Source organism: Streptomyces sp. NBC_01314, assembly GCF_041435215.1.
GTDB lineage: Bacteria > Actinomycetota > Actinomycetes > Streptomycetales > Streptomycetaceae > Streptomyces.
This window is the reverse complement of sequence record NZ_CP108394.1, coordinates 9,934,156-9,947,132: the sequence shown is the minus strand read 5'-3', so window position 1 is coordinate 9,947,132 and position 12,977 is coordinate 9,934,156. Positions and strand designations below refer to the sequence as shown.

10 protein-coding genes are annotated in these 12,977 nt (G+C 71.0%); 9 read left to right on the top strand and 1 reads right to left on the bottom strand.

The window, feature by feature from the left end; translation table 11 throughout:
• Positions 1 to 33 precede the first annotated feature (33 nt).
• Positions 34 to 2,205, top strand: a complete 2,172-nt coding sequence (locus OG622_RS43700) for a hypothetical protein (RefSeq protein WP_371582475.1) — start codon at positions 34 to 36, stop codon at positions 2,203 to 2,205.
• Between the two features lie 304 nt (positions 2,206 to 2,509).
• Here the strand turns inward: OG622_RS43700 and OG622_RS43695 are convergent, their stop codons facing one another.
• On the bottom strand, positions 2,510 to 3,373 hold the full coding sequence (locus OG622_RS43695) for a fructosamine kinase family protein (protein ID WP_371582474.1): 864 nt from the start codon (positions 3,371 to 3,373) through the stop codon (positions 2,510 to 2,512).
• A 203-nt stretch (positions 3,374 to 3,576) separates the two neighbouring features.
• On the opposite strand from OG622_RS43695, the gene OG622_RS43690 reads away from it, so the two are divergent.
• The 8 genes from OG622_RS43690 to OG622_RS43655 all read left to right on the top strand — a co-directional run bounded on the left by OG622_RS43690 (position 3,577) and on the right by OG622_RS43655 (position 12,950).
• Complete coding sequence (locus OG622_RS43690; RefSeq protein ID WP_371582473.1) at positions 3,577 to 4,902, top strand: sugar ABC transporter substrate-binding protein; 1,326 nt, start codon at positions 3,577 to 3,579, stop codon at positions 4,900 to 4,902.
• Entirely contained in the window at positions 4,899 to 5,831 is a 933-nt protein-coding gene (locus OG622_RS43685; protein WP_371582471.1) for a carbohydrate ABC transporter permease, read from the top strand. Before OG622_RS43690 ends, OG622_RS43685 begins: the two co-directional genes overlap by 4 nt.
• A complete protein-coding gene (locus tag OG622_RS43680) occupies positions 5,828 to 6,781 on the top strand; it encodes a carbohydrate ABC transporter permease (RefSeq protein WP_371582470.1) in 954 nt (317 codons plus the stop codon). The genes OG622_RS43685 and OG622_RS43680 overlap by 4 nt, the downstream gene beginning before the upstream one ends.
• A gap of 28 nt (positions 6,782 to 6,809) precedes the next feature.
• Complete coding sequence (locus OG622_RS43675; RefSeq protein WP_371582469.1) at positions 6,810 to 7,718, top strand: 5-dehydro-4-deoxyglucarate dehydratase; 909 nt, start codon at positions 6,810 to 6,812, stop codon at positions 7,716 to 7,718.
• Positions 7,715 to 8,986: an enolase C-terminal domain-like protein gene (locus tag OG622_RS43670; RefSeq protein ID WP_371582467.1), complete on the top strand. Its 1,272-nt coding sequence runs from the start codon at positions 7,715 to 7,717 to the stop codon at positions 8,984 to 8,986. Before OG622_RS43675 ends, OG622_RS43670 begins: the two co-directional genes overlap by 4 nt.
• A 526-nt stretch (positions 8,987 to 9,512) precedes the next feature.
• Entirely contained in the window at positions 9,513 to 10,940 is a 1,428-nt protein-coding gene (locus tag OG622_RS43665) for a family 2B encapsulin nanocompartment shell protein (protein WP_371582465.1), read from the top strand.
• Complete coding sequence (locus OG622_RS43660) at positions 10,937 to 12,001, top strand: family 2 encapsulin nanocompartment cargo protein terpene cyclase (protein WP_371582464.1); 1,065 nt, start codon at positions 10,937 to 10,939, stop codon at positions 11,999 to 12,001. Before OG622_RS43665 ends, OG622_RS43660 begins: the two co-directional genes overlap by 4 nt.
• A 49-nt stretch (positions 12,002 to 12,050) precedes the next feature.
• Positions 12,051 to 12,950: a geranyl diphosphate 2-C-methyltransferase gene (locus tag OG622_RS43655; protein WP_371584409.1), complete on the top strand. Its 900-nt coding sequence runs from the start codon at positions 12,051 to 12,053 to the stop codon at positions 12,948 to 12,950.
• Positions 12,951 to 12,977: the final 27 nt, after the last annotated feature.

Here is a 12,977-nt window from a genome sequence, read left to right as displayed (position 1 = left end):
CGCCGATTCGTACACCTCTGCGATCATCCCGGAATGGCGCAGAGTCTCGCATCGCTGGTCGTCCGGCACACCCACCACCTTCCCGCCCCCCAGGGGTCCGCCGGCGAAGGATCCGCCGCCGCGCGGCAGTTCGACGCCGCCCTCATGGGCGTGGGCTTCAAGCTCTCGGCGGAGCTGCTGGAGCGGCTGTCGGGACTGTCCGCGGCCGCGGTGCTGCACACCGCCGGGCGGACACTGCGCACGGTGCGCGAGATGGTGGGCGACCACGTCCACCACAACTCCTACTTCATCGACTTCCCGGCGAACGTGCCGGACACCGAGGAGTTCTGGACGCGGTGCGTGGCGCAGGCCCTCGGCGACGAGAAGTCCCGCGAGAACGTGCTGACACAGCTGGCGAACGGGGTGCTCGACCTGCTCAGCCTCCCCACGTACGGCCGCTACCAGCACACCTACGAGGAGATGCTCGCGGCGCAGGACGAGCTGATCGCGTCGGCGGGCGACCGGGTGACCGTCCTGCACCTGGGCCGGGACCTGGACGACGAACTCACCGATCTGTACCTGGCCCTGGCGGGCAGCACGACCCCGCTGGGCGAGGACCACCTGCGTGACCTCAAGCTGCTCGCCGAGCGGTGCGCGCTCGGCCCCCAGCCGGAGCGGATCCCGGTCCGGGAGAACCGGGCGGTGGTCAACGAGGCCCGGCTCGGCGTCGGCGCGGACCTCCTCCTGGACACCGTCACCGATGTGCTGCGGCTGGCCTGCGCGCTGTCGGGCGGCGACGTGACACTGCGGGAGCCGACGCGGTTCCGGGCGCTGTCGCGGCCGGTGCGCCGGGGGCTGCTCGCGGGCCTCGACGCCGTGGTCGCGGCGAACCCCGCGAAGCTCGCCGATGTGCACGCGCACCGGGAACCGTTCAAGCGGCTCGGTGAGCGCCTCCACCCGCACGAGTACCCGCGCTGGCCGCACGCCGCCGACGTGTTCGCCGTGGCGCGGGGCGAGAAGGAGGCGCGCTCCTTCGACAGCCGGGTGGAGAAGCTGCTCGACGAGTTCGACGTGCTCGGCGCGGTGAAGCTGCTGGAGTCCGCGCCCGGCAAGCTGTTCCGCGCCCTCGACCTCCTGCTGCGCATCGCCGCCGACCAGGAGGAGCGGGACGCGGTGGTGGCCGCCGCCGTGGAGGTCGCCCCCAAGGTCTCCGGCCGGGTCGTGCTCTCGGTCCGCGAGCACTTCCACAACCGGGAGCGGGAGAGCGACGAGCCCCGCGTCTTCGTCAACCGCCGGGGCCGCGCCTGGGTGACCCCGGACCACCGTCCGCCCGTACCGGCCGCCGACCGCGACCGGTTGATCGCCGCTCTCGACGCCGAGCTGCGCCGTCGGCTCCCGGCGCCGGGCCGGCTGCTGATCGACCCCGACGTCATCGACGTGGCGCTGCCGCTCAGCGGCAGGGCGACCGCGGCCGGGCTCGGCGTGCTGCCGCGAGGGTCGGTCTCGGCGGTCGAGGGCGACCGGTTGCGCTTCTTCGTGTACTGGAAGGAGACCGGGGTCCGGACCGACTACGACCTGTCGGCACTGCTTCTGCACGCCGACTACAGCACCGACTCCTGGCTCTCCTACACGTCCCTCACGGCGGTCGGGGGCACGCACTCGGGCGATGTCACCGAGGCGCCCGAGGGGGCCTCGGAGTTCATCGACCTGTCCCTGGACCGGGTCCGCAGCACCTTCATCGTTCCGCAGGTCGACATCTACGCGGGCGAGGGCTTCGAGGAGGTCGAGGAGTCGTTCTTCGGCTTCATGGTGCGTGACGGTGAGCAGAAGGGCCGGCCCTTCGAGCCGCGCACGGTGCGGATGAAGTCGGAGCTGCGCGGGGTGGGCAAGGTCGCGCTGCCGCTGGCGTTCCGGCGCGAGGACGACGGCCGGTGGCGAGCGAAGTGGCTGCACCTGTATCTGAGGGGCATCTCGTCGGCCAACCGGGTCGAGGAGAACCAGGTGTCGGTGTCCAAGGTGGTGCGCGCCCTCGTGGAGCGCGAGCAGCTGACGGTCGGGTACCTGATCGACCTGATGGCGCGCGACACCACGGTCATGGACCTGTGGGACGGCGGGCCGGTCCCGGACGAACCCGTGACGTACATCGGTCTCGAACGGCCCGAAGGGCTGCACCCGGACTCCCGGGTCATCACCCTCGGAAATCTGCGCGACCTGATCCCGGGCTGAGTGCTAGCGTTGCCCGTGGCGAGGCCATGAAGGGGCTTCCTTCTCATTTTACTCCAAATGAAATCAAGTCCTTTCGCTCTCCTCGCCACCGACTTCGAACCGGGAGGCGCCACATCGGCGCCTCCCGATTTCGTACCTGCTGTCCCCGCGGCTTCGTGCCGACCGTCACCCCGGCTTCGTACCGGCTGTCACCGCGGCTCGCAGTGAGGCCATGGGGACGCTTCCTTCTCACCGCCGTGAAAGCGGCCAACCGCAAGCCTCTTCGCTCTCCTCATCTCCGTGCCGCTCCGGGCGGCGCCCGCGCTCACCGCGCGAGCGCCGCCCGAGCCGTTTCCAGGGCCTGTTCCGCGTAGCCACGGCCGAAGAGCACGGCGTGCACCAGCAGCGGGAAGAGCTGGTGGAGGCCTACGCGGTCCTGCCAGCCGTCCGCCAGGGGCGCCGCCCGCTGGTAGCCGTCGAGGATGTGGCCCTGGTGGGGGCAGCCGAAGAGGACCAGCATCGCCAGGTCGCTCTCGCGGTGACCGCCGTGCGCGGCGGGGTCGATGAGCCGGGCGTGGCCGTCGGAGCCCCACAGGACGTTGCCGTTCCAGAGGTCGCCGTGCAGCCGGGCGGGCGGCTCGGCGGGGCCCGCGAGGCCGGGCAGCCGCGCGCAGACCTCCTCGACCGCGGCGGCCTCGGCCGGACGGATCGTGCCGTCGTCGACCGCGCGGCGCAGATACGGCAGCACCCGGTGCTCGGCGTACCACGCCGGCCAGTCGGCGCCGGGGACGTTCCGCATGGGGGCGCGCCCGATGTACGCCTCCCTCGGGCCGCCGGGCGGCGGGGTGCCGAAGGCGGGCGCGCCGGCCGCGTGCAGGGCGGCCAGGTCGGCGCCGAGCCGGGCCGCCGCCGCGGCACTCGGTGCCCCCTGCGCCACCAGGTCGATCACCAGGCGGCCCCCGTCGTGGCCGTACACCGTCGGCACGCGGACCGTGTCCGCCTCGGCGAGCCAGCGCAGTCCGGCCGCCTCGGCCCGGGCCGCGCCGGGGCCCTCGCCCAGCTTGACGAGCACCACCCGACCGTCGTCGAGGGTGACCTCGGCGAGCGTCCCGGACAGCCGGCGTTCACCGACGGCCGGGCGGCCAGTGAGCCGGGCCGCCAGGGCACTCGGTGCCGTGCGACGGATCACGGCGCACCACCTCCAGATCTCATGTCCTCGGATGCCTGACAGGGTCCCGCGAGCGCCAGGTGTGACACCGGTGAAATCTCCCACCCATGTCTTGACATGCGAACGAAACGCTCCGTAGCTTGGCCAATCATTTAGATCCATGAAGCGAGTTCATGGATGTGAACAGCCGGGCGGGCAGCCCGGGAGAACAACGGAGTGTGCCCATGGGCGTTCGCCGACGAAGTCGCCGCCTGGCCGCCATGATCACCGTCGCGGGGCTCGCGTTCGGGACCGCGGCCTGCGGATCGGGGTCCGACAGTGCCGGAGGCGGTGACCCGAACACGCTGGAGGTCTGGACCCGGAGCAACCCGGACCCGGCCGCCACGTACGAGCGGGTGTTCGCCGCCTTCACCGAGAAGACCGGCATCCGGATCGACTACCAGCCGGTCATCAACTTCGACCAGCAGCTCCAGAGCCGGGCGTCCACCAAGGACCTCCCGGACGTGATGATCAACGACACCGCACTGATGGGCAGCTACCAGAGCCAGGGCCTGCTCAAGCCGATCGATCCGGCCGCGATCGAGGGCCACGCCCAGATCACCGACCGGACCTGGGCCTCCACCGTGGGCATCGACGGCGAGCACTACGGCATCCCGTACTCCCGTCAGGCCCAGACCCTGATGATCCGCAAGGACTGGCTGAAGAAGCTCGGGCTCCAGACGCCCACGACCTGGGCGGAGATGCTCAGCGTCGCGAAGGCCTTCGCCGACCGCGACCCGGACGGCGACGGCAAGAAGGACACCTACGGCATGGTCGTCCCGGGCAGCGCCCAGAACGGCTACGCCGCCTGGTGGGGCGCCAGCTTCCTCTGGTCCGGTGGCGCGAAGATCATCGAGCCGGACGGCAAGGGCTACCGCCCGGCCATGGACTCGGCCGCCGCCGTGCGCACCGTCACCTGGATGAAGGACAACCTCTTCTGCGGTGACAACGGTGTCATCCAGCCCGGCGCCATCAGCGCCGTCACCGGCACGGCCACCAACTTCCAGGACGGCAACGCCGGGATGTACCTCACCGGCCCGTACAACATCGCCACCTACGACGCCACGCCCGGCAAGGACAAGTACGAGGTGGTCCCGTTCCCCGCGGGCCCGGCCGGGTCCACCGTGCTCGCCGACGGCGAGAACGTCTACTTCGGGGCCAAAACCGGCAAGACCAGGCAGGAACAGGCCCTCGCCGCCTTCCTGATCTCCCCCGAGGGCCAGAAGCTCGCCATGACGGGCAAGAACCAGCCCGTGGTCCGCATCCCCGTCAACTCCACGCTCGACGCGGCCCAGGTGCGCGACGACCCGCGCTGGAGCGTCGTGCAGAAGGCGTACGAGGACGCCTCCGAGCAGTTCCCCAACGCACCCGACTTCGCGCCGATCAAGCAGGACACCGCCGACGCCCTCAACGCCGTCTTCACCTACTGCGGCAGCGACGTCGGCACCGGCCTCAAGGAACTCAACGACACCCTCGCCGGTGACCTCAAGGACCAGGACCTGTACAAATGACCGCGACCACGACAGCGACCACCGTCGCGCCGGACCGGCGCAGAGCGCTCGCCGGGCGGATCCTCGCCAAGAAGGCCGTCCTCCCCTGGCTGTTCCTGGCCCCCGGCCTGCTGCTCGCCCTCGTCTTCAAGTTCGTGCCGATGGGCAAGGGCATCTGGCTCAGCTTCTTCGACGTACGGCCGTTCCTCGGCGACCAGTGGGTCGGCCTGGACAACTACACACGGGTCCTGACCGACCACCGCTTCCAGGACGCGGTCGGCCACACCCTCCTCCTCGGCATAGGCCAGTCGCTCGGCGCGATCGTCGTCGGCTTCATCCTGGCGCTGCTGCTGGAGGGCCAGGCCCGCTCGCTGAAGATCATCCGCACGGCCGTCTTCCTGCCGGTCGTCACCGCGACCGCCGTCGTCGGTGAGCTGTGGCGGCTGATGTACTACCCGACCTCCGACGGCCTCGTGAACAGCGCCCTCGGCGTCCTCGGCCTCGGCCCGACACCGTTCCTCGACAATCCGGACACCGCGCTCTGGGCGACGACGGTCATGGGCATCTGGATGGCCGCCCCCTACAACATGGTGATCATCCTCGCCGGACTCGCGGGCGTGGACCGCACGTTGTACGAGGCCGCCGCGATGGACGGTGTCTCGCTGTGGCAGCGGCTGCGGTACGTGACCCTGCCGGCGATCCGTCCCGCCCTCGGCATCGTCCTCACCCTGGCCGCCATCCGTGGTCTGCGCGTCTTCACCGAGGTGTACGTCCTCACCGGCGGCGGCCCCGCCGGGTCCACCGAGGTGTGGATGACCCGCGCCTACACCCTCGGCTTCACCCGCAACGACATCGGCGGCGCGTCGGCGGCCTCCGTCGTCCTGCTCGCGGTGACGCTGCTCCTGACCGTCTCCGTCAACCACTTCCGCCAGAGGGGAGACAAGCGATGAGCGCACCCGCCCTCGACCCCGTCCGGGCCCCGTCCGACCAGGTCACCGCCACCCCGTCCAAGCGGTCCGGCAGGCCGGCCCGTACGACGCCCGCCCGTTTCGACACCGCGCTCGGCTGGAACGACCGGCCCGGCGTCTCCTGGGCCCTGCGCATCCTGCTCTGCGCGATCGCGCTCGGCATCTTCGCCGCGCCCTTCCTGACGATCGTCTCCGGCGCCCTCAGCACCCACCCCAGCGGCTCGTCGCTGTCCTTCCTCCCGCACGACAGCACGCTGCTCAACTTCCGGGTGGCCGGGGAGCGCGGCATCTGGGACTACTTCACCAACTCACTCGTCATCGCGGGCGGCGGACTGCTCCTCCAGCTCGCGGTGTGCGTGCTCGCCGCGTACGCCCTGGCCCGGCACAGGTTCCGCGGTCAGGCGCTGATCATGACCCTGTTCATGCTGACGATGATGCTCCCCGAGGAGGTCATCGCCATCCCGCTGTCCCTGGTCCTCGGCCATGTCCCGGTGGTCGGCATCGACCTGAAGGGCACCGTGTGGGGCGTCATCCTGCCGCTCGGTGCCTGGGGCTTCTCGGTGATGCTGCTGACCGAGTTCATGAAGGACATTCCGAAGGAGATCGAGGAGGCCGCCCGCCTCGACGGCGTGGGCGAGCTGCGGATGCTGTGGCAGATCGTCCTGCCGCTGTGCAAGCCCGCCCTCGGCGTGGCCGGGGTGCTCGGCTTCATCATGATCTGGGACCAGTACCTGCTGCCGCTGATCGCCGCCAAGGACCCGACCGACTACACGGTCACCGTGGCCCTCTCCATCCTGCGCACCGACCCCGAGGTCGGCTCGGGCGTCGTCCTCGCCGGCGCGGTCATCGCACTCGTGCCCAGCCTTGTCGTCTACCTGCTCCTCCAGCGCTCGCTGGTCACCGGCATCGCCGCCGGGGCCACCAAGGGCTGACCCCCACACCCGTAGTTTCGAGGGAGACATGAAGTTCCAAGGAGTGCTGTTCTTTCCGGTCACACCGTTCGCTCCGGACGGTTCGCTGGACGAGGAACGGCTCGCACAGCACATCGAGGCCGGGGTCGCGGCCGGTGCCGGGGGCGTCTTCGTCGCCTGCGGCACCGGTGAGTTCCACGCGCTGACGCCCGAGGAGATCGAACGGGCCACCCGGATCGCCGTGGCGACGACGGCCGGACGGGTGCCCGTGCTGGCCGCCGCCGGGGGCCCGCCCCCGGTCGCCCGCGACCAGGCCGCCCGGATCGAACGCGCCGGCGCCGACGGCATCCTGCTGCTGCCGCCCTATCTGGTGAGCGCCCCGCAGCAGGGCCTGGTGCGCTACGTCAGGGAGGTCACGGCCGCCACCGGTCTGCCGGTCGTCTTCTACCAGCGCGGCACCGCCCGCCTCACCCCGGACACCGCCGCCGAGATCGCCGCCCTGCCCGGGGTCGTCGGTCTCAAGGACGGCATCGGGGACATCGAGAGGATGCACCGGATCGTCCGGGCTGTCCGGGCCGTACCGGGCACGGAGGGCTTCCAGTTCTTCAACGGGCTGCCCACCGCCGAGATGACCGCACCCGCCTACCAGGGCATCGGCGTCGGCCTGTACTCCTCCGCCGTGTTCGCCTTCGCCCCGGAGATCGCCCTCTCCTTCCACCGGGCCCTGGCCGAGGGCGACGAGGCACTGGTCGCCACGCTCCTCGACGAGTTCTACGGCCCGCTCGTCGAACTGCGCGACGAGGTGCCCGGATACGCCGTGGCGCTGGTCAAGGCCGGGGTGACCCTTCGCGGCCTGGACGTCGGGGGCGTTCGGGCTCCCCTCGTCGACCCGGCTCCGGAGCACCTCGCCCGGCTGGCGAAGCTCATCGACCACGGACTGGAGGTGGTGGGCGCGTGACCCGCACCCGCACCCGCACCCCGGGGACCCGGATCCGGGAACTGATCGTCACCCCGATCGCCTTCCGCGACCCGCCGCTGCTCAACTCGGGCGGCGTCCACGAACCACTCGCACTGCGGACCGTCCTGCAACTCGTCCTGGAGGACGGGACGGTGGGGCTCGGCGAGTCGACGGGCGGCACCGTCCGGCTGGAGCGGCTCGACGCCGCCGCGAAGGCCGTGGTCGGCCTCGACGTCTTCGACACGACCGCCGTCGCGGCCGCGATCGACGCCGCGTTGCTGCCGACCGTGGCCGGCTCCCACGAACGCGGCTGGACCACCTCGGCGGTCGAGGTGGCCTGCCTCGACGCACAGGGCAAGCTGCTCGGCCGCCCGGTCAGCGACCTGCTCGGCGGCCGGGTCCGCGACTCCGTGCCCTTCGCCGCGTACCTCTTCTACAAGTGGGCCGAGCACCCCGCCCTCGACGGCCGCCCGGCGGTCGGGGACGACTGGGGCGAGGCCCTGGACCCGGCCGGGGTCGTCGAGCAGGCACGGCTGATGCAACAGCGGTACGGATTCCGCTCGTTCAAGCTCAAGGGCGGTGTCTTCCCGCCGGACGAGGAGATCGCCGCGATCGAGGCGCTCGCTGAGGCCTTCCCCGGGCAGCCGCTCCGGCTGGATCCCAACACGGCCTGGACGGTGGAGACCTCGACCCGCGTCGCCCGTCGACTGGACGGCGTACTGGAGTACTTGGAGGACCCGACCGCCACCATCGCCGGTATGGCGGAGGTGGCGAGGGAATCGCCGATGCCGCTCGCGACCAACATGTGCGTGGTCGCCTGGGAACATCTGAGGCCGGCGATCGAACAGAACGCGATCCAGGTGCTGCTCACCGACCACCACTACTGGGGCGGGCTGCGCCGTACTCGTGAACTGGCCGCCGTCTGCGAGGCGTTCGGGCTCGCCCTGTCCATGCACTCCAACTCGCACCTGGGCATCAGCCTCGCCGCGATGACCCATGTCGCGGCGGCCATCCCCAACCTCGACCACTCCTGCGACACGCACTACCCGTGGAACTCCGCCGACGACGTGATCGTCCCCGGCGTGCTGGAGATCCGGGACGGGGAGGTCGCGGTGCCCACCGGGCCAGGGCTGGGGGTGGAGCTGGACCACGACGCCCTCGACCGGCTGCACCGGCTGTATGTCGACTCCGGTATGCGTTCCCGGGACGACACCGGGTACATGCGCCGGATCGAGCCGGGGTACGAGCTGCGGTTGCCACGCTGGTGAGCCGCCTGAGACTGCCACGCCGGTGAACCACCGCTGATCAGGGGCCGCCTCCGGGCGGCCCCTGTCGCGTGGGCGACATCGTGCGCTGTACGCCCTGCCGCTTCGTGCGCCCTGCGCGCCGGTCGTGGGAGGCGAGCGGGGGGCGCGGGAGCACGAGGCGGCCGGTGGTCTGCCTCAGTCGGCGGTTTCCGCATCCCCAGGACGCGAAGCCGCCCCTTTCACGCGGTGCCCGACCGGCCGTCCCACCTGTTTGGCTGTATCCGCGACACGTACCGCCCTTCCGCACATGTCGCCCCGCAGCCGCCTTCCGGCGGCCGTCGCCTCGGAATCCGCCCACGACCAAGTCGTCAGCGCGCCACCCGAGTTCCGCGCCGTTCGAGCCCCGCGCCATTCGAGTCCCGCGCCATTCGAGCCCCGCGCCATTCGAGTTCCTGTCTCGACAGCACCCGGCGTCCGCCCGTGTCCAGGCGAGTCCCCGCACGCACCCGCACGTCCACGCACATCCGCTCACCGATCGGGAGGGTATGTGACCGCCCCCGTAAGCTCCTCCGAAAGCGCACCGGAACCCGCCGACGAACCGCAGTTCACCAGCCTCAGCACCCGGGCCGCGCGGCAGCTCGCGACGACCACCAAGTCCGAACCGCAGATGCAGGCCATCACCTCGCGGTGGCTGCTCAAGGCGCTGCCGTGGGTGGACGTCAAGGGCGGCACCTACCGGGTCAACCGCCGGCTCCAACTGCGCATCGGCCGGGGCCGGGTGCAGTTCGAGCAGAACGGCGCCGACGACGTCAAGGTCATCCCGCAGACCCTCACCGAACTCCCCGCACTGCGCGGCTACTCCGACCTCGCGGCCCTGCGGGAGATCTCCACCCGGTTCCGGGTGCGTGAGGTACGCGCCGGCCAGGTGCTGGTGGACGCCGGGCAGCCGGTGACCGAGGCGTACCTCGTGGTGCACGGCCGGTTCACGCGCTACACCACCGGCAAGTACGGCGAGGAGGAGGTCCTCGGCGTCATCAGCGACGGCGACGGACTGGGCGACGAGGCCATCGGCCACGCCGACCCGCTGTGGCTCAGCTCGGTACGGGCCGACACGGCGGGGGTGGTGCTGGCGCTCAACTGGGACGTGCTGATGGCGTTCGTGGAGCGCACACCGTCCCTGGCGGCCCAGTTCGACGCGTTCACCGAGCAGCAGCGCAAGCCCGTGAACCGCAAGGGCGAGGCCGACGTGCCCCTGGAGGCCGGGCACGTGGGCGAGCTGACGCTGCCGGGCGGCTTCGTCGACTACGACCTCGCGCCGCGCGAGTACGAACTCTCCCTCACCCAGACGGTGTTGCGCATCCATACCCGGGTCGCGGACCTCTACAACAACCCGATGAACCAGACGGAGCAGCAACTCCGGCTGACCATCGAGGAGATCCGCGAACGCCAGGAGTGGGAGCTGGTCAACAACCGCGAGTTCGGGCTGCTGCACAACATCGACTACGGCCAGCGCATCAGCACGTTCTCCGGGCCGCCGACCCCGGACGACATGGACGAGCTGCTGTCCATGCGCCGCAAGACCCGGCTGTATCTGGCCCATCCGAAGGCGATCGCGGCCTTCTTCCGGCAGTGCAACCGGCGCGGTCTGGTGCCCGGCACGGTGAACGTCGACGGTCACGAGGTCCCGGCGTGGCGCGGGGTGCCGCTCTTCCCGTGCAGCAAGATCCCGATCAGCCCGCAGCACACCACCAGCATCATCGCGCTGCGCACCGGCGAGAAGGACCAGGGGGTCGTCGGCCTGCACCAGATGGGCATCCCCGAGGAGTACGAGCCCTCGCTGAACGTGCGGTTCATGGGCATCGACACCACCGCGATCATGAGCTATCTGGTCACCGCCTACCACTCGTTGGCCGTGCTGGTGCCCGACGCGGCCGGGATCCTGGAGAACGTGCAGATCGGGTGGATGCCGGAATGAGCGAGCAGACGGTGGCCGACGCGCCCGCCCGTACCCGGCTGCCCGGGCCGCCGAGTCCGGCCCGTTCCCGCCAGGCGCGCGCCGGGGGTGCGATCCCGGGGCTGCGGTACCGGCCCGCCGTGCCCGCCGATCCGGCGAAGGCCGCGGAGGTCGACCGCAGACTGGAAGCCTGGGCGGAGCGGCTGGACCTGTTCCCCCGGGAGTGGAAGGGGCAGTTCGCGCGGTTCGGCCTGGGCCGGGCGATCGTACTGGCGCATCCGGGCGGGGCCGGACCCGAACACCTCGCCGCCGCCGGGAAGTTGCTGCTCGCCGAGCATCTGGTCGACAACGTCTACTGCGAGGTCGACGAGGGCAAGGGCGGCTCGCCGCGCGGCCTCGGCGGCCGGCTGCTGATGGCCCAGTCGGCGCTCGACCCGCTCCACAGCACCCCCGACATGGAGGACCGGTGGCGGCACGGCGTACGGGCGGACGGCCCGCTGCGCTCGTACCACCACGCGCTGCGGGACTACGCCGCCCTCGCCACCCCCAGCCAGACGGACCGGCTCGTCCACGATCTCGCCCGGCTGCATCTGGGCTATCTCGGCGAGGCCGCCTGGGCGGAGACCGACCACATGCCACAGGTCTGGGAGTACCTGGTGATGCGGCAGTTCAACAACTTCCGGCCCTGTCTGTCGGTCGTCGACGCCGTGGACGGCTGGGAGCTGCCGGAGGCCCTCTACGCCCAGCCCGAGGTCCAGCGGATCACCGCGCTGGCCGGGAACGCGGCCACGATCGTCAACGACCTGTACTCCTTCACCAAGGAGATGTCGAACGACCCGGACCATCTGAATCTGCCCATGGTGATCGCCGCCAACCAGCGGTGCGGGCTGAAGGCCGCCTATCTGGAGGCCGTCGAGATCCACAACCGGATCATGGAGGCGTTCGAGGAGGAGTCCGCGGCCCTGTCCGCCACCTCACCGCCGATCGAGCGCTACGCCACCGGTCTCGCCGCCTGGGTGGCCGGCAACCACGAGTGGCACGCCACCAACACCGACCGCTACAGCCTGCCCGACTACTGGTGACGCCCGACATGGCCGCAGCCCGAAACCACCGGAGGAGCCACCGTTGACCATCATCGACGCCGTCACCACGACCGCCGCACCGCCGCCCGCCCAGGCCTCTGCGCCCTCCCCGGCCCAGTCCGTGTACCAGAACCGCGTCGCGGACTACTGGAACGCCGAGGAGAACCCGGTCAACCTCGAACTCGGCAGGATCGACGACCTCTACCACCATCACTACGGCATCGGTGACGCGGACTGGTCCGTCCTCGACGACGACCCCGATCCGGCCCGCCGTCGCGCGCGCGTCACCGCCGAACTGCACCGCCTGGAGCAGGCCCAGGCCGAACTGCTCGCCCGCCATCTCGGCCCTCTCTCCCCCGGCGACCGCGTCTTCGACGCCGGCTGCGGGCGCGGCGGCGGCAGTGTGGTGGCCCATCTGCGGTACGGCTGTCACGCCGACGGCGTCACGATCTCCCGCAAGCAGGCCGAGTTCGCGGGCGAGCAGGCACGCAGGCGGGGCATCGACGACCGGGTCCGCTACCACCATCGCAACATGCTCGACACGGGCCTGCCCTCCGGCGAGTTCGCGGCGTCCTGGAACAACGAGTCCACCATGTACGTCGAGTTGGACCTGCTCTTCGCCGAGCACGCCCGTCTGCTGCGCCGCGGCGGCCGTTACGTCACCGTCACCGGCTGCTACAACGACGCCTACGGGCGGGCCTCCCGCGAGGTGTCCCTCATCAACGCCCACTACATCTGCGACATCCACGCCCGCTCCGAGTACTTCCGCGCGCTGGCCCGACACCGCCTCGTCCCCGTCCACGTCATGGACCTGACTCCGGCCGCCCTCCCCTACTGGGAGCTGCGCAAACAGGCCGACCACCTCGTCACCGGCATCGAGGACACCTTCATCACCGCCTACGAGAACGGCAGTTTCCAGTACCTGCTGATCGTCGCCGACCGGGTCTGACGCAGGGGCCAGGTCTGGGCGAGGGGG

Bases quoted from the DNA above. Each gene is read 5' to 3' on its own strand.
- OG622_RS43700 (WP_371582475.1), top strand. From the start codon at position 34: ATGGCGCAGAGTCTCGCATCGCTGGTCGTCCGGCACACCCACCACCTT.
- OG622_RS43690 (WP_371582473.1), top strand. From the start codon at position 3,577: ATGGGCGTTCGCCGACGAAGTCGCCGCCTGGCCGCCATGATCACCGTC.
- OG622_RS43685 (WP_371582471.1), top strand. From the start codon at position 4,899: ATGACCGCGACCACGACAGCGACCACCGTCGCGCCGGACCGGCGCAGA.
- OG622_RS43680 (WP_371582470.1), top strand. From the start codon at position 5,828: ATGAGCGCACCCGCCCTCGACCCCGTCCGGGCCCCGTCCGACCAGGTC.
- OG622_RS43675 (WP_371582469.1), top strand. From the start codon at position 6,810: ATGAAGTTCCAAGGAGTGCTGTTCTTTCCGGTCACACCGTTCGCTCCG.
- OG622_RS43660 (WP_371582464.1), top strand. From the start codon at position 10,937: ATGAGCGAGCAGACGGTGGCCGACGCGCCCGCCCGTACCCGGCTGCCC.